The organism is Roseovarius sp. ZX-A-9 (assembly GCF_028369135.1).
In the GTDB taxonomy this organism is placed as follows: domain Bacteria; phylum Pseudomonadota; class Alphaproteobacteria; order Rhodobacterales; family Rhodobacteraceae; genus Roseovarius.
Genome location: NZ_JAPWHW010000019.1, coordinates 14,858 through 34,761, shown reverse-complemented (window position 1 = coordinate 34,761; position 19,904 = coordinate 14,858). Strand labels below are relative to the sequence as shown.

Below are 19,904 nucleotides of genomic sequence, written 5' to 3'. Positions count from 1 at the left end.
CAAACCGTCCCGCTAGCGCGGGTTTTCAGATGGTGCCGGAGATATGGCAGCCCGAAGATACAGGTTGTGGCGGTGAGGAACCGGGTTTGATCAAGGCTACGTCTTGCTCCGATGGTGACAAGGCGCGGGGAGCGGGATTTGGGAAGTCCGCGCTGCGATCCTAACCTTGCCAATGATGGTTTGGGAAGACGTTTGACTCGTGGTTAAGCAATCAATCAACACGGCCGATAATGTGACCTTCGAAATGCGCCTTATGCGCTCACGCGGCAAATTCAAGGACCGTTTTTGGAGATCGACAATATGCTGTTGCGCTCTCGCCGTTTGCCAAAATACGCCAGGTTTGCACTTGGAGTGGGTTGGGTTTCGCAAAGGCCGCACAGGACAATATGTTCACGTTCTTGCGGCCATGCTGATCGCGCACCGAGCGTGAAAGGATAACTTCGACACCGGCCTCACGGGCCGTCTTCGCAAGAGCTTGGCATGGGCCGTAATCCGTATGACGGGTCCAAACCTCTTCGTACTGAACGAATGGATCGGCGGTCAGGTCGAGTGCGAATGGCGTTTTCACATCTACTTGGAACGCTGTGTACTCTGGCGCGCTGCCCGGTGCCTCAAGACCGGGGCTGTCTTGGTAGAACTTCATTCGATAGTGCGCCAACTCCGCAACGGCAGTTTCATATTCCTGCGCAGCATAAAAGACACCGTCCGTCACGCCAGCTGGACGAAAGCGCGAACCATGTGGGTAGGGCCGATAGCGAAACGGCGTAAACAAAAGGAAATTTAAATGCCGACAGGATTCTGGTACCCTTGGTTTGCTCTCGTCCAGAATTTCGTCAAGGATATTCTGCTCGTGCACGTTCTCAACAAGTTTGCGTGTTGAGATGATATTTTGGGCTTCAACCAGCCGCCAAGCTTTCCCTTCCCACGGCCTTGCCTCAGATCTTAGCTCGTTGAGCGTCCAAGTAGGTAACGACATTCATCAGTCCCGTCAGGTTTTTGACCATAGCAGCAGGTACGCCGCTCAAAGCCGTGTTTTCATTGCGCATCCAGCTCAAATTCACACGATCTTCACCGCCTGTAATGGCGTCAAGGGAACGAAAGATCCTCAAGAATATCACTGCGATCTCATAATCTTTCTGATTTTCTTTCAGTATGTGTGTCCCACTCATGATACGGGATGCGGTTGATTTGCTTACGCCCAGAATGTCTGCCAACTCTGCTTGGGTGAAACCTAGTTTCCGAACGGCTTTGCATAATGCAGACGTCACGATACGTTCGCGCTCGTCACTCTGAGCGCCATTTATGGTAGCCTCTCTCACACTCATGTCTCCTGTTCGGGCCTTTGCGGCTCATTTGTTCTTATTGATTATTGGTTTCGACTATTCCGCAGGGCGCCCCCGCGTGTCTCATGAGATAAATATGGGTAAAACTTTCTGAGGAAACAAGGGAAAAGGCGTATCTCTGGCAAATTTCACGAATTCAGGGCTGAAAAGACAAACCCAAAAATAGGACCACCGTATTGACGAGGATTTATGGCAACAGCCCAAATCTGCGTATCGCCGCCGTTCTCGCCAGACGCGGCGAAGGTCTGGTTTCCGCGTTGAGCTGTAGGACATCCATGTCCACTTCGAACTGACAGCCACCACACCTCCCAACCAAAGCGAGCCCCCAACGCAGCCCCCTCCCGCACTTGGACGTGGGCTTGACTCACCCCCGCCCCTCGACATAAAAGCCGCGCAACTCCGGGAGTCCGTCAAAACTTCCGGTCCCATGGCCGTTTGGCCGGGATCGCCCTCCGTCAGCGCGTTGCGCCCACGGGGGACATTGGCATTTGGGCCGGTCCTTCCTATTCTCGGGGGGCCATAATTTGGGCAAAGCGGCATAAGGAGCCCTTGAGATGTTTGAAAATCTGTCCGAACGCCTCTCTGGCGTCTTCGACCGCCTGACCAAACAGGGCGCGCTCTCCGAAGATGACGTGAAAACCGCCCTGCGCGAGGTCCGCGTGGCCCTGCTCGAGGCCGACGTATCGCTGCCCGTCGCCCGCGACTTCGTGAAACACGTGCAGGAGCAGGCCACCGGGCAGGCCGTCACGAAATCCATCACCCCCGGCCAGCAGGTCGTCAAGATCGTGCACGATACGCTGGTTGCCACCCTCACCGGCGAGGGCGACCCCGGCGCGCTCAAGATCGACAATGCGCCCGCCCCGATCCTGATGGTCGGTCTGCAAGGCTCGGGCAAGACCACCACCACCGCCAAGCTGGCCAAACGGCTTAAGGAACGCGAAGGCAAGCGCGTACTGATGGCGTCACTCGACGTGAACCGCCCGGCCGCGATGGAACAGCTGGCGATCCTCGGCCTCCAGATTGGAGTCGATACCCTGCCCATCGTCAAGGGCGAAGATCCCGTCCAGATCGCCAAACGCGCCAAGACCCAGGCCAGCCTTGGCGGCTATGACGTCTACATGCTCGACACCGCTGGTCGCCTGCATATCGATGCAGAGCTGATCGCACAGGCCGCCGCCGTCCGCGACGTGGCCAACCCGCGCGAAACCCTGCTGGTGGTCGATGGTCTCACCGGTCAGGACGCGGTCAACGTCGCCACCGAGTTTGACGCCCAGATCGGCGTCACCGGCGTCGTCCTCACCCGGATGGATGGCGATGGCCGCGGCGGCGCGGCGCTCAGCATGCGCGCCGTCACCGGCAAACCCATCCGCTTCGTCGGCCTGGGCGAAAAGATGGACGCGATCGAGACGTTCGAGCCGGAACGCATCGCGGGCCGCATCCTCGGGATGGGCGACATCGTCAGCCTCGTGGAAAAGGCACAGGAAACCATCGAGGCCGAACAGGCCGAGCGCATGATGCGCCGCTTCCAAAAAGGTCAGTTCAACATGAACGACCTGAAAATGCAGCTCGAACAGATGCAGAAGATGGGCGGCATGGAAGGCGTAATGGGCATGATGCCCGGCATGGGCAAGATGGCCAAACAGGTGCAGGACGCGGGCTTTGACGACAAGATCCTCGTGCGCCAGATCGCCATGATCCAGTCGATGACCAAGAAAGAGCGCGCCAACCCCAAAATCTTGCAGGCCAGCCGCAAGAAACGGATTGCCAAAGGCGCCGGTCAGGATGTGGCCGAACTGAACAAGCTTCTCAAGATGCACCGCCAGATGGGCGACATGATGAAGAAGATGGGCAAGATGGGCAAAGGCGGCATGCTGAAACAGGCCATGAAGGGCATGTTCGGCAAGGGCGGCCCCAGCCCCGAAGAGATGGCCGCAGGCATGGACCCCAAGGCGCTGGAAGCAGCCGCCAAGCAAATGGGCAAGATGTCAGGCGGCGGGCTGCCCGGTTTGGGCGGCGGCGGCATGACCCTGCCCCCCGGCCTGTCAGGCTTCGGCAAGAAGAAATAAGTTAGATGAGCCTCGCCCTCCCCTCTCACCGGATTGAGACCGACCGTCTTGTCCTGCGCCTGCCAGAGGCTCGGGATATTGACGCATATGTCGCGTTTCTGACAGATCCGGTACGAGCGGACGGCTTTGGCGTGGAAGAAGACCGCCCAAAGGCGTGGCGTTGGTTCGCGCTGAATATCGGGCATTGGGCGTTGCACGGTTACGGCTATTTCACCATCGAGCTGAAAGAGACCGGCCAGCCCTGCGGCATCACCGGCATCTGGAATCCCGAAGGCTGGCCCGAGCCAGAACTTGGCTGGGTGGTCTTTGACGGGTTTGAAGGTCTTGGAATTGCCCGTGAGGCGGCAACACGCGCGCGCCAATGGGCCTATGACGAACTGGGCTTTACCACGCTCACATCGAACATCGTGCCCGGCAATACCCGCTCTATCGCATTGGCCGAACGGCTTGGCGCCCGCTACGAGCGGACCTACACCAACGTGCAGATGGGCGAAGACCTGCTCTATCGCCACCCGGGACCGGAGGCGTTGTGCGGATGACCCTGCCCGAGATCGCCATTCCCACCATCGACACACCGGACCTGATCCTGCGCGGCTACCGCGAAAGCGATTTCGGGGCGGTCGCTGCGTTCGGCGGATCCGAGCGCGCGCGCTTTGTCGGCGGTCCGCATGACCGCTGGACCTGCTGGCGTGCCTTCCTCGCCGGGGTGGGCCATTGGGCGCTGCGCGGCTACGGTATGTGGATTGTCGAACACCGGGCCTCGGGTCAGGTGGCGGGCCGGGTCGGGATGATCCTCAATGATGGCTGGGTCGAGCCCGAGTTGGCGTGGCATATCTATGACGGGTTCGAGGGGCGTGGCCTTGCCTATCAGGCGGCACAGGCCGCCCGCTGCTATGCCGCGCGGCATCAGGGGCTGGATCGGGTCATCTCCTATATCAATGCCGAGAATACCCGCTCGATACGGCTTGCACATCGCCTCGGCGCACAGTTTGAATCCGATGGCGAACTGCTGGGCCAGCCCTGCCAGATCTACCGCCATCCAGCGATAGGCGACGCGGCATGATCCAGATTCCCGAGATCAAAACCCGCCGCCTGATCCTGCGCGGCCCGGAACCCGAGGACTACCCGGACTTCAAGGCAACCTTCAGTTCCTACCGCTCGCGCTTCATGGGCGGGCCGCTGAACAAATACGAGGCGTGGATGCTCTACGCCGCCGAGATCGGCCATTGGGACATTCGCGGCTACGGCATGTGGATGATCCACCACAAGGATGACGACCGCACACTGGGCATGGCAGGGGGCTGGTCGCCCGCAGGCTGGCCCGAGCGGGAGATCGCCTGGATCATCTGGCCGGGCGAGGCCGGACAGGGCTTCGCCCTGGAGGCCACCCATGCGGCACGGCGCCACCTCTACGAAGCCTTCGCCTGGGAAGGCGCGGTCAGCTATATCGACCCCAAGAACCTCGACAGCATCCGGCTGGCCGAGCGGCTGGGTGCGGTCAAGGACACACAGGCCGCCACGATCGACGGCAATGACGCGGTGTATCGCCACCCGTCGCCCGAGCGGCTGAAATCCGGCCAGCTTGCCGACGGGATCGAGATGGAGATCAGCCAGTACAGCAATCCGATCTTTTCACCCAAGGGGATGCCCGTTGACTGACTTTGCCCCACGCCCCGCAGACGCCGTTGCGGCACCGACGCAATACCGACGCGATACCGACGTCCTGCCGACGGCCTCAACCTGCTTTCAGGAGACCACCCATGTCCGATGATCCAACCGCCCGCGCGGCGGCGCTGCTCAAAGGCCACCGAGAGAGCATCGACCGGCTCGATGCGATCCTGGTCTACACCCTGGGCGAGCGGTTCAAGCACACCCAGGCAGTGGGCCGGCTCAAGGCCGAACACGACCTTCCCCCGTCCGATCCTGCGCGCGAAGCCGAGCAGATCGCACGGTTAGAAGACCTGGCAACCCGGGCCGATCTCGACCCGGAATTTGCCAAGAAGTTTCTGAACTTCATCATCGCTGAAGTCATCCAGCACCACAAAAGTCACCAAACCTGAGCGCATCTTTGGTGCGTTTCCCAACGTCGGGTGGGGTTACCCCCACCACCCCAACGCCATAAACAGGAGAACACTCACATGGCCATGAAAATTCGTCTCGCCCGCGGCGGCAGCAAAAAACGCCCCTTCTACCGGATCGTCGCATCCGACAGCCGCATGCCCCGTGACGGGCGCTTCATCGAGAAGCTGGGCACCTACAACCCGCTTCTGCCCAAGGACAGCGAAGAGCGCGTCAAGATGGACATGGAGCGCGTGCAGTACTGGCTGAGCAAGGGCGCACAGCCCACAGACCGTATCTCCCGCATGCTCGAAGCCGCTGGCGTCGTTCCGAAGAAAGAGCGCAGCAACCCCAAGAAGGGCACGCCGGGCAAGAAAGCGACCGACCGCGCAGAAGAGAAAGCCGCCAAGGCCGCTGCTGCTGCCGAGGCCGCGAACGCCCCCGCTGCGGACGCTCCTGCGGACGACGCAGCCGCCGAGGAGTAAGTCAGGTGACGACGGAAACGCCGGGGTTTGCTGCGGGTTTCCGACACCGTCTGATCGATCTGATGGTGTGGCGGCGCTCTCTGCGCCGCTTTCGCACTGATCTCGTGGACGAGGCGCCGCTAACGCGGTGCCTCGACACGTTTTGCATGGCCCCCGTACGCGTCGCGGGGCGATCACCCGTTTATGGCACGTGATCCGGGCGGGAAGACCCCACCGGCACACTGAAGGTAGAGAAAAGATGAGCAAAGACATGACCATCTGCATCGGTGCCATCGCAGGCGCCTTCGGCGTACGCGGCGAAGTGCGCCTCAAGAGCTTTACCGCCCAGCCCGAAGACATTGCCACCTACGGCCCGCTGCACACCGAAGACGGCGCGCGGTCCTTCACCGTAACACTGACCGGCCAGGCCAAGAACGGCTTTACCGCCCGCCTCAGCGGCGTCACCACCAAGGAAGACGCCGATGCGCTGCGCGGCGTACGCCTCTACACTGACCGTGACCGCCTGCCGAGCCTGCCGGATGATGAGTACTACCATGCCGATCTTCAGGGGCTTGCAGTGTTCGACACCGGCGGCGTGTCACTGGGCCATGTGAAAACCGTGCTCAATCACGGGGCGTCGGACCTGCTGGAAATCGCCCAGCCCGGCACAAGCGAGACGGTGCTGCTGCCCTTCACCCGTGCCGCCGTGCCGACGGTCGATCTGGCCGGTGGTCGCATCGTGGCCGATCCGCCCGACGGGCTCTTCCCTGACCCCGAAACGCCTTAACGGCGGGAACCATACGCCGCTGCGCGTCGTTATTCCCTTGTTCACGGTGCCGGAGTGGCACCGATTATTGAAAGGAATAACGCCATGCTGGGCTGGATTATCACTCTTCTCGCCATTGCGGCAATCGCCGCACTTCTGGGCTTTGGCCGGCTGTCAGGCATGGCACTGTCGCTGGCGCAACTGCTGATCGTGGTGGCACTGGTGGTGTTGCTGCTTCTGGCACTTGGTGTCCTCGCCTTATAGCGCCGCCAGCTTTCCAGAAAACACTTTGCGCGAGACCGGGCGGGTCTTAAAATATTCCCCATGATCCGCCCGTTTCCGACCCTCGCTGATACTGACATGCCAAGCCTCGCGCAAATATGCGGGTGAGGCTGCCTGCACGCTACACAAGCGCCGGATTGGTGATGGTAATGGCGCCACTCTACGCAGGTCCGATCCTGTCGGGATGGAGTGCCGCGCCGATTGGCGCAATCGGCGTTTTTACCGCCATCTTCACACTCTACCTAATTGTGACCCGCCCTCTTGACGTAGCGCACCTGTCGGGGTTGGCCCATCTCGGGGCGCTGGTGGTGGTGCAGATCGGCATCTGTAGCGCGCTTTTCGGGTTGGGGCGCATGGGCGCCGCGCTGACAGGCGCGCTTGCGCTCCCGCTCTGGCTTCCCATTGGCCTTGCAACAGGTGCCGCTGCCCTCGGCATGCACCGCTACCGTCATCGACCTGAGCTGGATAAGGTGCTGGACGACGCGCTAGCTGCGATCACCAATTTCCACAGCTTTACCGGCGACGCGGATTCGCAGAGCAGCAGCGCTGCCCGTGTGGCCGAGGCATTGCGCGCCCGGCTTTGGGATGCGTCGATAGAGGCCGCCTCTGCACCCGACCTGTTCGACACTATCGAGGCCGAAAATCCCGCCTCAACCCTTCAGGTCCTGCTCGCGGATTTTCGCGAAGGTAGTGATGCCTTTGATCTGGCGCTGCTGCGCTATCTTGCGCGTCCCGATGTCTGGCCCGCCCAAAGCCACGAGAGCTTCGTGGCGCTTTGCATCGAGGGCGGATTGAGCGCGCCGCACCCTGCGGTTCGCGCCGAGGCAGCGCAGATCGCCGCCATGCTGATGGACAAGGGGGCGCCACAAGAGGCGATGCCCGGCGCCGACTGGTTTGCCGACGCGCAGCCACTGGCCCCGGACGTGGCACCGATCGCCGCGCGCATCCACCGCTATATCGGCCTCGGCCCCTTGCACAGCTGAGCCTTGCGCAGCGTGGCACCGTCGCGGTATGGGCTGGCCCATGTCCGACACGCCCAAATCCCACGGTCGCAAATCCATCAGGCCCACGCTGACCCCGCAAGAGCTGATGACGCACAACCCGCGTCTGGCTAACGCGTGGCGGGCGCAGGTGATCACCCTGCTGCCCGAAGCCTTTCCCGGCGTGCTGGGCGAGAGCCTGACCGGGCGCGCGCTCAAGGACGAGCTATGGAGCCTTGATACCGTCGATCTGCGCCGCTTCGGCATTGGCAAGCACCGCAATGTCGATGGCACGCCCGCCGGCGGTGGCGCGGGCATGGTGCTGCGCGCCGATGTGATGGGGGCGGCCATCGAGGCCGCGCTGGAGAACACACCACAGGGCGCGCCGCTGATCTATCTCAGCCCGCGCGGCCGGGTTTTCGATCAGCAGATGGCACAGTCCCTGGCCGACGCCCCCGGCGTGACCCTGATCTGCGGCCGTTTCGAGGGGCTGGACCAACGGGTGATCGAACATTACGGCGCGACCGAGGTGTCGCTGGGCGATTTCGTGATGACCGGCGGCGAGATCGCGGCACAGGCGATGATCGACGCTGCCATTCGTCTGCGTCCGGGCGTTCTGGGCAACGCCGAAAGCACCCAGGATGAAAGCCACGCCAACGGACTGCTTGAGCACCCACAATATACCCGCCCCGCCGAATGGCAGGGCCGTCCGATTCCGCCCGTGCTGATGTCCGGCAATCACGCCGAGATCGCCAAATGGCGCCAGGCCGAAGCCGAAGCGCTGACCGCAGCCCGCCGCCCCGATCTGTGGCAGGCCTGGTGCGCCCGAAACAGCAATGCGGACGGTTGAAACAGTATCTGTTAACATGCCTCTGCATTGAAAAAGGAATTCCAATGAGCGTGTCGCTACAAGTCATTTACCCCGCTACAGAACGCAGCCATTTCGATATGGATTATTATACGGAAACGCACCTGCCGAAGGTTGCCGCGCAGTTCGGCGCGCATCTGGAAAACACATTGGTCACAAGGGGTATCTCGGGGCCGGAAAACGCCCCCGCAGCCTATCACGCCATCGCCACGCTGGTCTTTGCGGACGCCGCCGCCTTCGGGGCCGCGATGGGCGAGATCGGCCCGTTGGTCGAAGATATCCCCAATTTCACCGATGTTACCCCCCAGATGATGATCGGCGAGGTGCTCTGAGCGGCGCACTTGCCAGGGGCCGGAGGAATGGCCTTGAATTCGGCACGCAATTCTGGTTTATCGCGCCCGTACCGGGGCCTGCCCCGCGCCAAGCGATTCCCGTTTTCTTCGGACGGAGCACGCGCAGCGCAAATGTTGCAGATCACGGGCGCCGAAAGGCACAAGAACGGAAACGACGATCTGATCTCTGGCGGGCTTGTCGCATCTGCGGCAGGGACCCGGACGAAGCCCAAGAGCTCTGAGAACGCGCAAACACTTTGCGGACCAAAACCGCAAGCATTTTAGGAGAGAAGCGATGGACATTATCGCTCAGATCGAGGCCGAACAAATCGCCTCGCTCGGGACCGAGATTCCCGATTTCAAGGCCGGCGACACGTTGCGCATCGGCTTCAAGGTGACCGAAGGCACCCGCGTCCGTGTGCAGAACTTCGAAGGCGTGTGCATCAGCCGTAAGAACGGCTCGGGCATTGCCGGATCGTTCACCGTGCGCAAAATCTCGTTCGGCGAAGGCGTCGAGCGCGTTTTCCCGCTCTATTCGACCAATATCGACAGCATCACCGTGGTACGCCGCGGTCGTGTCCGGCGCGCCAAGCTCTACTATCTGCGTGCACGTCGCGGCAAATCGGCCCGGATCGCCGAAGTGGCCAACTACAAGCCCAAAGCGGGCGCAAAAGCGTAAGGTTTGCTGAGATGAAAAAAGACATTCACCCCGAATACCACGTCATCGACGTCAAGATGACAGATGGCACGATCGTTCAGATGCGCTCGACCTACGGCAAGGAAGGCGACCAGCTGTCGCTCGACATCGACCCCACGGTGCACCCGGCCTGGACTGGCGGCACCAGCCGCCTGATGGACACCGGCGGCCGCGTCTCGAAATTCAAGAAAAAATACGAGGGTCTGGGATTCTGAACCCCGACCAATGGACAGTGAAGAAGCGCCGCCCCCTGATCGGGGCGGCGTTTATCGTTTGCAGCACTACCAATGCGGCCTGATGCCACGCGCACCACAGGCGGGACCGTTGGGGCATTCGATGGGGTTATTGCTCGGGGTTTCGAGTGGTCGGCCAACCGTAGGCCCGGCTGCTGTGCCGGAATGCCTCGGCGAGGATAGTTTCAGCCAGAAGATGCAAGCGCGCGCGCTGGACATCGCGCCGCGCGGTGCATAAGTCAGGCGCATGGCCAAGGAAAAAGACAATCCCAACTACAAGGTGATCGCCGAGAACCGGCGTGCACGCTTCGATTATGCCATCGAGGATGACATCGAATGCGGCATCATCCTGGAGGGATCCGAGGTCAAATCGTTGCGCGCCAACAGCGCCAACATTGCCGAAAGCTATGCCGCCGTTGACGACGGCGAGTTGTGGCTGGTGAACAGCTACATCGCGCCCTACGAACAGGCCAAGACCTTTGGCCATGAAGAGAAGCGGCGGCGCAAGCTGCTGGTCTCGCGACGCGAGATGGCAAGGCTCTGGAACGACACCCAGCGCAAGGGCATGACCCTGGTGCCGCTGGTGCTCTATTTCAATCACCGCGGGCTGGCGAAGCTGAAGATCGGCATCGCCAAGGGCAAGAAGACCGTGGACAAGCGCGAAACTCAGGCCAAGCGCGACTGGAGCCGGCAGAAGCAGCGCCTGCTCAAGGATCACCGCTGAGCCACGCGCCAGGTGATGCGGGCCCGACATTTTTCCCCTGACCTCAAGCGCCGCGAATGGGCTAGTGTTATATGCACGGCCCAAACATAGAGGAAATATGACATGGACCTACTTATAGGGATTATCGCGGGCGCGGTTGGCGGCAATGCTGCGGGCGGCGTGATGAAGAATCTGAACCTCGGCGTTTTGGGCAATTCCATCGTCGGAATTCTGGGCGGCGGAATCGGTGCGCAGGCCCTGTCGATGATGGGTGGAGATGCCGTCGCGGGTAGCGGTCTGGATATCGCCGGAATCATCGGCCCGCTCCTGTCGGGCGGCGTTGGCGGCGGTGCCCTGCTGGCGGTCATCGGCACCATCCGCAACGCAATCGGCAAATAAGCGCGCGCGCCCGGGATTCCGGGCGCGATCGTTTCCCCTGAAGCGAGTCCGCCGGTCTTGCCTTGCACTGCGTCGGGATGTACCCAGAACGCAGTCAGGAATGCGGGGGCCCACATGGCGACAGACGATCCAAAAACACTGGTGTCTACCGATTGGTTGGGCGCCCATCTGAAGGATCCCGATCTGCGTATCCTCGATGGGAGCTGGTATCTGCCCGGCACCGATCGCGACGCCAAGGCCGAATATGACGCGGCCCATATCCCCGGCGCGCGTTTTTTCGATATCGATGATATCTCTGACAGCCGTTCGGCCCTGCCACATATGGCGCCAACGACCGAGAAATTCATGTCACGTCTGCGCGCTATGGGTGTCGGAGACGGGCATCAGGTGGTGGTCTATGACGGCGCGGGCCTGTTTTCGGCCGCGCGCATCTGGTGGCTGTTCAAGCTGATGGGCCAGCAGAACATTGCCGTTCTGGACGGCGGATTTCCCAAATGGCAAGCCGAGAACCGCCCTGTTGAAGACATGCCGCCATTGATACGTGACCGACACATGACCGTGCGGCGGCAGAATCATCTGGTCAAGGACGTCACTCAGGTCGCCGCCGCGTCCAAGCTGGGCGACTACACCATTCTCGACGCCCGCTCTGCGGCACGGTTTCGTGGCGAGGCTCCGGAACCACGCGAAGGTTTGCGGTCTGGGCACATCCCCGGATCGAAGAGCCTGCCCTATACCGAATTGCTGAACGAGGACGGCACGATGAAGTCCGCCGATGCGCTGCGCGATATCCTCCGCGCCACTGGCGTGGACTTGTCAAAGCCGGTGATCACGACCTGTGGATCGGGGGTCAGCGCCGCCATCATAAACCTCTCGCTGGAGCGAATCGGCAAAACTGATCACGCGCTCTATGACGGCTCTTGGGCCGAATGGGGTGCCTCGCCCACCGTGCCGATTGCAACCGGAGACGCCTGATGCTGAACGCACTTACCGAACAGTCCCCCGACAAGATCCTGATGCTCATGCAGGCCTTCCGGGAAGATCCGCGCCCGGTCAAGATCGACCTTGGCGTTGGCGTCTACAAGAACGCGCACGGTCAGACCCCGATCATGCGCGCCGTGAAAAAGGCCGAAAAGCAATGGTGGGAGGAAGAAACCACCAAGAGCTATGTCAATCTGGCAGGCGATCCGGAATTCTCCGACCTGATGATCGAACTCGTGCTCGGCACCAGCGTAGCGCGCGGCAATGTCGCCGCGATCGCAACCCCGGGCGGTACCGGCGCACTGCGGCAGGCCTTTGAACTGGTCCAGATGGCCAACCCCGAGGCGAAGGTCTTTGTGTCGGACCCGACCTGGCCCAACCACCTGAGCATCCTGCGCCATCTCGGGATCGAGGCCGTGCCCTATCGGTATTTCGACAGTGCGACTGGCGGTGTCAATTTCGACGGGATGATGGAAGACCTCGGCAAAGTGTCCAAAGGTGACATTGTCCTGCTGCATGGCTGCTGCCACAATCCGACCGGCGCCAACCTCAACCTGACCGAATGGCAGGCGGTGGTCGACCTGCTGAACCAGACCGGCGCAGTGCCGATGGTCGATATCGCCTATCAGGGCTTTGGCGACGGTCTGGAGGCCGATGCCAAGGCAACGCGCTTGGTGGCATCATCTTGCCCCGAGACGCTGATCGCCGCGAGCTGTTCGAAGAACTTCGGCATCTACCGCGAGCGCACCGGTATCATGATGGCGGTCACGCAGGACAGCAGCCTCCGCAGCGTGGTCCAGGGCAACCTGACGCATCTCAACCGACAGAACTATTCGTTCCCGCCCGATCACGGTGCGCGGCTGGTCACGCATGTTCTGCGCGATGCGGACCTGCGGGCCGACTGGCTGGCCGAACTGGAAGATATCCGCACCGGCATGCTGGCCTTGCGCCAACAGCTTGCGGATGAATTGCAGCGCCTTTCGGGCTCCAACCGGTTCGGCTTTATCGCGCAGCATCGCGGCATGTTCTCGCGCCTGGGGTTGACTAGCGCGCAGGTAGAGAAGATCAGGGCCGATCACGCGATCTACATGGTCGGAGACAGCCGCATCAACATCGCCGGGCTGAATGACGAATCCGTTCCGTTGCTGGCCAGCGCAATGATCAAGGTCGGTGCCTGACCCGTCGGCAATTTACGACGATTTCCATGAATGACGGCCACGAGGTTCAAGCGGCCTCGTGGCTCAGGCGCGGTAGCGGGCCAGGAACATCGTGACTACCTGAACGAGCCCCGCCTTGAGGCAAGATGCCTTGCAAACGCCCACACGCCCGCCATATCTTAGAACCATTCTAAATGAGTGAGGTGCACATGATCCCCGGTCTGACCCAACGCCGACGCTTCAGGGATTTGAGCGAGCAAGAAATCTTGGCGCTTGCAATCTCTTCGGAAGAGGATGACGCACGCATCTACCGCAGCTATGCAGAGCGGCTCCGCGCCGATTACCCCGGCAGCGCCGAGGTATTCGACGGCATGGCCGCCGAGGAAGATATCCATCGCCAACAGCTGATCGACCTGCATGTGGCCCGCTTTGGCAAGGTGATCCCGCTGATCCGCCGCGAACATGTGGCCGGGTTTTATGCCCGCCGCCCTGTCTGGCTGATCGAGAATCTCGGACTGGAACGCATCCGCACCGAAGCTGCCGCGATGGAGCAGGACGCAGAGCAGTTCTACCTCAAGGCGGCGGCGCGCAGCACCGACGCCGCCACGCGCAAATTGCTGGGCGATCTGGCCGCCGCAGAGGCCGGGCACCAGCAGAGCGCCGAAGAACTGGAGGCTCGACACCTCGACCCGCACGCCCTAGCATCCGAGGACGCGACAGCAAAGCGCCAATTCATCCTGACCTGGGTGCAGCCGGGTCTGGCCGGGCTGATGGATGGATCGGTAAGCACGCTGGCACCGATTTTTGCCACCGCCTTTGCCACCCACGACACATGGACCACGTTCCTCGTGGGGTTGGCCGCTTCGGTCGGTGCGGGCATCTCGATGGGCTTTACCGAAGCGGCCAGCGACGATGGAGAATTATCGGGGCGCGGCAGCCCGACCAAACGCGGTTTCGCCAGCGGCACGATGACCACCATAGGCGGGCTGGGCCACGCCCTGCCCTACCTGATCACGGATTTCTGGACCGCGACCGTGATCGCCTTCATCGTGGTTTTCGTCGAGCTTTGGGCGATTGCCTGGATTCAGAACAAGTTCATGGAAACCCCGTTCTTTCGCGCGGCCTTCCAGGTGGTGCTGGGCGGTGCGCTGGTCTTTGCCGCAGGTGTGCTGATCGGCAGCGGCTGAGACCAAACAGGCCGCGCGCAATCGTCACCGCAGAATGTGTCTTTCTCCGGCGCGGCCTTGTCGGAGGCTGGCGCGCGCGTAGCGAAACGATGGCAGGGGACGGCCCGTGATTGGCAGCGCGAACAGCCTAAAACCGCAGTCTCCAAGAGATGGCGAAGCCCCATGAAATGGCCTCGCCCCCCGACAATCCCCGCAAAGATGATAACACCTCGGATGGCAGTCAGCAAAACCGCTATGGATTGACCTACCCCAAAACGATGCTACCAAGCGCCCATGCTCGCCATCTTCTTTCAGACCATACCTTTTTTCCTGATTATCGGGCTGGGCTTCGGCGCGGGAAAAACCGGCTTCTTTTCGGACGAGGCGACCGGCTGGCTGACCAAGTTCGTGTTCTATTTTGCCCTCTCGGCAATGCTGTTCCGCTTTGCCGCCAATCTCAGCCTTGCCGATATCTTCGATCTGCGCTTCGTGATGGCCTATCTGTGGGCAACCGCGTTCGTCTACATCATTGCCACGATGGTCGCCTTTCTGCGCGGGCTGAACATCGAGGTCGCCTCGGTCGAGGCGCAATGCGCGGTGATCGGCAATGTCGGTTTTCTGGGCATTCCGATGCTGGTCATGCTGATGGGCGAGGCCGCGATTGCGCCGGTGATGATGGTGCTTGCGGTCGATCTTCTTGTCTTTGGCTCGCTCATTGTGATCCTGATCACCGGATCGCGCGACGGCCGGGTGAGCATCCGCATCCTGCGCACCGTCGGGTTGGGGCTGCTGAAAAACCCGATGATCGTCTCGATCGCTCTGGGCCTTGCATGGTCGGGCCTGCGCCTACCGATCCCCGGCCCGATGAACGATTTCCTCACTATCCTGGGGGCCGCAGCAACCCCCGGCGCGCTATTCGCGATCGGCGCGTCATTGGCCAGCAAATCCGCCGAGCGGATGTCCGTCGCTGTCTGGTTGACCGCGTGCAAGTTGATCCTGCACCCCGCTTTCGTCGCGTTCTCGGCGCTTTTCCTGTTCCATGTCGAGCCCTATTCGGCCGCCGTCATGATCGCCGCCGCTGCGCTTCCGGTGGCAGGCAATGTTTATATTCTGGCCCGGCATTACGGCGTGGCGCCGCAACGCGTCTCGGCGTCGATCCTGCTCTCGACCGGCGCGGCGGTCGCGACGGTGTCATTGGTGATCGGCTGGGTGAACACGCTCTACTGACCATTCAGAGGGTGATCTTGCGGCAGCGACGAGGAAACATCCCCGCCCTGCGGCATCAATCCGGGCCGCCTCGCGCCGGAAATGCCGCTTTTGACGTTTCACGGACCGGGCGGCACTGATACATCTCGGGGCGAAAAATCGGATATGGGAGATGTGACATGGAAACGGTTTCGGAAAACGCCTGTTTTGGTGGCGTTCAGGGAGTCTATTCCCACACTTCGGACGCATGCAAATGCGACATGACATTCGGCCTCTTCCTGCCCGCCGAGGCGCGCGAAGGCCCGGTGCCGGTGCTCTGGTATCTGTCGGGGCTCACCTGCACGCACGAGAACGCCATGACCAAGGCCGGCGCACAGGGCTGGGCCGCCGAGCAGGGCATCGCGCTAGTGTTTCCCGACACCAGTCCGCGCGGCGACGACGTGGCCGATGACGACGCCTATGATCTGGGCAAGGGCGCGGGGTTCTACGTGAATGCGACGCAAAATCCCTGGGCGCCACATTACCGGATGTGGGATTACGTGGCAGAAGAATTGCCTTCCCTGATCACGGAAAATTTCGCCATCGACGCGGACCGGCAGGCGATCACCGGCCATTCGATGGGCGGCCACGGCGCGCTGACACTGGCGATGGGCCTGCCCGGGCGCTATGCCTCGGTCTCGGCCTTTTCACCGATCTGCAACCCCACCGGCAGCGACTGGGGCCGCAAGCAGCTGGGCGCCTACCTAGGCGACGATCAGGCGGCATGGACAGCCCATGACGCCAGCCTGTTGATGCGCGAACGCGGCTTTGACGGGCCTGTGCTGACCGATACCGGCACACAGGATCAGTTCGTCGATCTTCTGCGCCCCGAAACGCTGGCCGAAGCCGCCGCCGCCCGCCGCCAGCACGCCACGATCCGCATGCAACCCGGCTACGATCACAGCTATTTCTTTGTACAAAGCTTCATGGAAGACCACATCGCGTTCCATGCCGAGGCGCTCTATGGGGTCTGAACGATGAGCCATTACGATCTTATCGTCATCGGATCGGGGCCAGCAGGCCGCTCTGCCGCGATCCAGGCGGGCAAGCTGAAGCGCCGCGTGCTGGTCATCGACCGCAAGGACAGGCTGGGCGGGGTGTCGGTGCATACCGGCACAATCCCGTCCAAAACCCTTCGCGAAACGGTACTGAACCTGTCAGGCTGGCGCGAGCGCAGCTTTTACGGACGCTCCTACCGGGTGAAGGAGGACATCGACGCGAGCGATCTCAAGGCCCGGCTGCACAAGACGCTCGATTACGAGGTCGACGTACTGGAGCACCAGTTCACCCGCAATCACGTGGATACGCTGCACGGACTGGCGCGGTTCACCGGCCCGCGCGATATCGAGGTCGCGACCGAAGCCGGCGATGTCACGAAGCTGACGGCGGACCGTTTCCTGATCGCCACCGGCACCCGGACGCATCGCCCCGACAACGTACCCTTCAACGGCACCACCATCGTGGACAGTGACGAGTTTCTGGAACTGGCGACAATCCCGCGCAGCCTGACGGTGGTCGGCGCCGGCGTGATCGGTGTGGAATACGCCACCATGTTCTCGGCACTGGATGTGCGTGTGACCCTGATCGAGCCACGCGACAGCTTTCTGGATTTCATCGACCGGACCCTGATAAGTGATTTCACCCATCAGATCCGCGAGAACGGCGTCGACCTGCGGCTCGGATCAGCAATCGACAAGATTGAGGATGCGAATGGGCATGTCGAAGTGACCCTCGCCAATGGCCGCCACGTGCGCAGCGAGATGCTGCTCTTTGCCGCCGGACGCATGGGCGCGACGGCAGGTCTTGAACTGGAAGCGGCGGGGCTGGAGACCGACCACCGTGGCCGCCTGTCAGTAGACCGTAAGACCTATCAGACGACTGTGCCGCACATTTATGCCGCGGGCGACGTGATCGGCCATCCCAGCCTGGCCTCCACCGCTGTGCAGCAGGGTCGCGTGGCCGCCTGTCACGCGCTTGACACCCCGACATTGCCAGAGAGCCCGTGGTTCCCCTACGGAATCTATTCGGTCCCAGAAATCAGCACCTGCGGCATGTCCGAAGAGGAAATGCAGGAACGCGGCATTCCCTATGAGGTCGGTGTTGCGCGCTTCCGCGAAACCAGCCGCGGCCATATCATGGGGTTGGAGCACGGCATGTTGAAAATGCTCTTTTCGCTCAAGACCCGGCGCGTTCTGGGTGTGCAGATCGTTGGCGAGGGTGCCACCGAACTGATCCACATCGCGCAGGCGGTGCTGAACCTCAAGGGCACGGTGGATTACTTTGTCCAGAATACGTTCAACTATCCCACGCTGGCCGAAGCCTACAAGATCGCGGGTCTGGATGCCTTCAACCGCATGCCGATCCCCGAAGAATACAAGGTCTCGCGGAGCGATACGAAGAAGCCCGGATGATCCAGACGCCATTTTCTTCGCCGAAGAAAACTATTCATAGAAAATTCGGCGAATTTTCTGACCCCGCCTAGGAGCCACCGATGCCGATCTATGTCGATGCCGATGCCTGCCCGGTCAAGGATGAAGTCGAGCGCGTGGGCACCCGGCACAAGGTGCAGATGTTCATCGTCTCCAATGGCGGTCTGCGCCCGTCGCAGAACCCGCTGGTGGAAACGGTGATCGTGCCCGATGGCCCCGATGTTGCCGACATGTGGATTGCGGATCGCGCCGGACCGGACGACATCGTCATCACCGGCGATATCCCACTGGCCGCGCGCTGTATCGAGAACGGCGCGAGCGTGCTCAAACACAATGGCGAGGCGCTGACCCAAGCCAATATCGGCAATATCCTGGCCACCCGCGATCTGATGGCCGATATCCGCGCCGCCGATCCGTTCCGCCAGGGGGGCGGCAAGGGATTCAGCAAAGCCGACCGGTCGCGTTTCCTTGATGCTCTGGAACGGGCGCTGCGAGCCGCGTCGGCCTAGTTCCGTGTTATGCTCCTGAAGCGATAGCAATAGGAGCGACCGCATGGCTGCCGCCCATGGGATGGGCACGTTTTTGGAAACGGCCACATGGATCGCGCGCGCGGCAGCGACGTCCGACACCTCGATGCGATGGCTGTCGCGCTCGCCTCGGGCTGAACCGTTTCAGCCGACAGGGTCTTTACAATCGCGCCCCTCTCGCGCCTTCTGGGCGGAAATGACCCACGCGCATTCCGCGCCGCGTCGGCCCATCACCCGAAGGCCCCCATGACAGCCGAGACGATAAGACGTAACAACATCATTGGCGCGCTCTGCGCACTGGCATCCATGGTGTGCTTTTCGTTCAACGACATGGGTATCAAATTTCTCAGCGACGACTATGCGCTGCATCAGGTGGTGTTTTATCGCTCGCTGGTCGGCATGACATTCTTCCTCTGCTTCGTCATGCCCTTCAGTGGCGGCCTCAGCCTCATTCGAACCCGACGCCTGCAGGCGCATCTGCTGCGTGGTTCGTTGGTGGTCTGCGCCAACATGTGCCTGTTTCTCGGGCTGGCGGCTCTGCCCATCGCCGATGCGATCGCGATCTTTTTCGTCTCGCCAATGGCGATCGCCGTAATGTCAGTTCTGATTCTGGGCGAGACAGTCGGCCCGCGCCGCTGGGTGGCGATCGCCATCGGGTTTGCCGGCGTGCTGGTGATCGTGCAGCCGGGCACATCGGCCTTTCAGGTCGCCTCGCTGCTGCCGGCACTGTCCGCCGTACTCTACGGATCGATGCACATGATCACCCGCCGCATCCGCGAGACGGAAAGTGCGGCCACGATGGCTTTCTACATTCTTGCGACCTTCATCATCGCCAGCGCGGCGTTCGGTCTGGTGCTGGGCGATGGGCGCTATGCAGCCTCCGCACATCCATCGCTGGCATTCCTGCTGCGCGCCTGGCAACCGCTGGCGCCTGAAGATATCGCGATCATTGTCATGCTGGGCGTCACCGGAGTCACAGGCAGCATTCTGGTCAGTCAGGCCTACCGGCTGAGCGAGGCGGCCTTTGCCGCCCCGTTTGAATATGTTGCCATGCCTCTGGCGATATTTTGGGGGGTGACTGTTTTCGGCACATGGCCGCAACCGAACGCCTGGGCGGGGATTGCGCTGATCGTGCTTTCCGGCCTCTACCTGCTCTGGCGCGACACAAACGCTGGCACGCCGCCACCCCCGCCACAACCACGCAGGTGACA

25 protein-coding genes are annotated in these 19,904 nt (G+C 61.7%); 23 read left to right on the top strand and 2 right to left on the bottom strand.

Annotated features, from left to right (window positions below):
- Positions 1 to 259 precede the first annotated feature (259 nt).
- Together O3306_RS17230 and O3306_RS17225 are read right to left on the bottom strand one after the other, a co-directional pair.
- Positions 260 to 976, bottom strand: coding sequence for an RES family NAD+ phosphorylase (locus tag O3306_RS17230; RefSeq protein WP_272009559.1), 717 nt, complete (start codon positions 974 to 976; stop codon positions 260 to 262).
- Positions 936 to 1,325: an MbcA/ParS/Xre antitoxin family protein gene (locus tag O3306_RS17225; RefSeq protein WP_272009557.1), complete on the bottom strand. Its 390-nt coding sequence runs from the start codon at positions 1,323 to 1,325 to the stop codon at positions 936 to 938. Before O3306_RS17225 ends, O3306_RS17230 begins: the two co-directional genes overlap by 41 nt.
- A gap of 572 nt (positions 1,326 to 1,897) precedes the next feature.
- Between O3306_RS17225 and ffh the strand changes: the two genes are divergently transcribed.
- The 23 genes from ffh to O3306_RS17110 all read left to right on the top strand — a co-directional run bounded on the left by ffh (position 1,898) and on the right by O3306_RS17110 (position 19,902).
- Positions 1,898 to 3,409 (top strand): signal recognition particle protein, encoded by a 1,512-nt coding sequence (gene ffh / locus O3306_RS17220; protein WP_272009555.1) that lies wholly within the window; start codon positions 1,898 to 1,900, stop codon positions 3,407 to 3,409.
- A gap of 5 nt (positions 3,410 to 3,414) precedes the next feature.
- The gene (locus tag O3306_RS17215; protein WP_272009553.1) at positions 3,415 to 3,948 is read left to right on the top strand and encodes a GNAT family N-acetyltransferase; all 534 of its coding nucleotides are present in this window, start codon (positions 3,415 to 3,417) and stop codon (positions 3,946 to 3,948) included.
- Complete coding sequence (locus O3306_RS17210; protein WP_272009551.1) at positions 3,945 to 4,472, top strand: GNAT family N-acetyltransferase; 528 nt, start codon at positions 3,945 to 3,947, stop codon at positions 4,470 to 4,472. Before O3306_RS17215 ends, O3306_RS17210 begins: the two co-directional genes overlap by 4 nt.
- Entirely contained in the window at positions 4,469 to 5,068 is a 600-nt protein-coding gene (locus tag O3306_RS17205; protein ID WP_272009549.1) for a GNAT family N-acetyltransferase, read from the top strand. Before O3306_RS17210 ends, O3306_RS17205 begins: the two co-directional genes overlap by 4 nt.
- 101 nt (positions 5,069 to 5,169) lie before the next feature.
- Positions 5,170 to 5,469: a chorismate mutase gene (locus O3306_RS17200; RefSeq protein ID WP_272009547.1), complete on the top strand. Its 300-nt coding sequence runs from the start codon at positions 5,170 to 5,172 to the stop codon at positions 5,467 to 5,469.
- 78 nt (positions 5,470 to 5,547) lie between these two features.
- The gene (rpsP, locus tag O3306_RS17195) at positions 5,548 to 5,952 is read left to right on the top strand and encodes a 30S ribosomal protein S16 (RefSeq protein WP_272009545.1); all 405 of its coding nucleotides are present in this window, start codon (positions 5,548 to 5,550) and stop codon (positions 5,950 to 5,952) included.
- 238 nt (positions 5,953 to 6,190) lie between these two features.
- Positions 6,191 to 6,718: a ribosome maturation factor RimM gene (gene rimM, locus O3306_RS17190; protein WP_272009543.1), complete on the top strand. Its 528-nt coding sequence runs from the start codon at positions 6,191 to 6,193 to the stop codon at positions 6,716 to 6,718.
- An 84-nt stretch (positions 6,719 to 6,802) separates the two neighbouring features.
- Entirely contained in the window at positions 6,803 to 6,961 is a 159-nt protein-coding gene (locus O3306_RS17185) for a DUF1328 family protein (RefSeq protein WP_272009541.1), read from the top strand.
- A 167-nt stretch (positions 6,962 to 7,128) separates the two neighbouring features.
- Complete coding sequence (locus tag O3306_RS17180; protein ID WP_272009539.1) at positions 7,129 to 7,962, top strand: hypothetical protein; 834 nt, start codon at positions 7,129 to 7,131, stop codon at positions 7,960 to 7,962.
- 40 nt (positions 7,963 to 8,002) lie between these two features.
- On the top strand, positions 8,003 to 8,809 hold the full coding sequence (gene trmD / locus O3306_RS17175) for a tRNA (guanosine(37)-N1)-methyltransferase TrmD (RefSeq protein WP_272009537.1): 807 nt from the start codon (positions 8,003 to 8,005) through the stop codon (positions 8,807 to 8,809).
- A gap of 44 nt (positions 8,810 to 8,853) precedes the next feature.
- On the top strand, positions 8,854 to 9,159 hold the full coding sequence (locus tag O3306_RS17170) for an EthD family reductase (protein WP_272009535.1): 306 nt from the start codon (positions 8,854 to 8,856) through the stop codon (positions 9,157 to 9,159).
- Positions 9,160 to 9,454: 295 nt separating this feature from the next.
- Positions 9,455 to 9,838, top strand: a complete 384-nt coding sequence (gene rplS, locus O3306_RS17165; RefSeq protein WP_272009533.1) for a 50S ribosomal protein L19 — start codon at positions 9,455 to 9,457, stop codon at positions 9,836 to 9,838.
- A gap of 11 nt (positions 9,839 to 9,849) precedes the next feature.
- Positions 9,850 to 10,071: a 50S ribosomal protein L31 gene (gene rpmE / locus O3306_RS17160; protein ID WP_272009532.1), complete on the top strand. Its 222-nt coding sequence runs from the start codon at positions 9,850 to 9,852 to the stop codon at positions 10,069 to 10,071.
- Between the two features lie 265 nt (positions 10,072 to 10,336).
- On the top strand, positions 10,337 to 10,813 hold the full coding sequence (gene smpB, locus O3306_RS17155; protein ID WP_272009530.1) for an SsrA-binding protein SmpB: 477 nt from the start codon (positions 10,337 to 10,339) through the stop codon (positions 10,811 to 10,813).
- A 102-nt stretch (positions 10,814 to 10,915) separates the two neighbouring features.
- Positions 10,916 to 11,191: a hypothetical protein gene (locus O3306_RS17150; protein ID WP_272009528.1), complete on the top strand. Its 276-nt coding sequence runs from the start codon at positions 10,916 to 10,918 to the stop codon at positions 11,189 to 11,191.
- Positions 11,192 to 11,305: 114 nt separating this feature from the next.
- The gene (gene sseA, locus O3306_RS17145) at positions 11,306 to 12,163 is read left to right on the top strand and encodes a 3-mercaptopyruvate sulfurtransferase (protein WP_272009526.1); all 858 of its coding nucleotides are present in this window, start codon (positions 11,306 to 11,308) and stop codon (positions 12,161 to 12,163) included.
- Positions 12,163 to 13,347 (top strand): amino acid aminotransferase, encoded by a 1,185-nt coding sequence (locus O3306_RS17140; protein WP_272009524.1) that lies wholly within the window; start codon positions 12,163 to 12,165, stop codon positions 13,345 to 13,347. The genes sseA and O3306_RS17140 overlap by 1 nt, the downstream gene beginning before the upstream one ends.
- Positions 13,348 to 13,535: 188 nt before the next feature.
- Positions 13,536 to 14,513, top strand: a complete 978-nt coding sequence (mbfA, locus tag O3306_RS17135) for an iron exporter MbfA (protein WP_272009705.1) — start codon at positions 13,536 to 13,538, stop codon at positions 14,511 to 14,513.
- Positions 14,514 to 14,786: 273 nt separating this feature from the next.
- A complete protein-coding gene (locus O3306_RS17130) occupies positions 14,787 to 15,719 on the top strand; it encodes an AEC family transporter (RefSeq protein WP_272009522.1) in 933 nt (310 codons plus the stop codon).
- Between the two features lie 158 nt (positions 15,720 to 15,877).
- The gene (fghA, locus tag O3306_RS17125; protein WP_272009520.1) at positions 15,878 to 16,711 is read left to right on the top strand and encodes an S-formylglutathione hydrolase; all 834 of its coding nucleotides are present in this window, start codon (positions 15,878 to 15,880) and stop codon (positions 16,709 to 16,711) included.
- Between the two features lie 3 nt (positions 16,712 to 16,714).
- On the top strand, positions 16,715 to 18,148 hold the full coding sequence (gene sthA / locus O3306_RS17120) for a Si-specific NAD(P)(+) transhydrogenase (protein WP_272009518.1): 1,434 nt from the start codon (positions 16,715 to 16,717) through the stop codon (positions 18,146 to 18,148).
- 80 nt (positions 18,149 to 18,228) lie between these two features.
- A complete protein-coding gene (locus tag O3306_RS17115; protein ID WP_272009516.1) occupies positions 18,229 to 18,675 on the top strand; it encodes a YaiI/YqxD family protein in 447 nt (148 codons plus the stop codon).
- A 264-nt stretch (positions 18,676 to 18,939) separates the two neighbouring features.
- Positions 18,940 to 19,902, top strand: coding sequence for a DMT family transporter (locus O3306_RS17110; RefSeq protein ID WP_272009514.1), 963 nt, complete (start codon positions 18,940 to 18,942; stop codon positions 19,900 to 19,902).
- The last annotated feature ends 2 nt before the right edge of the window (positions 19,903 to 19,904 follow it).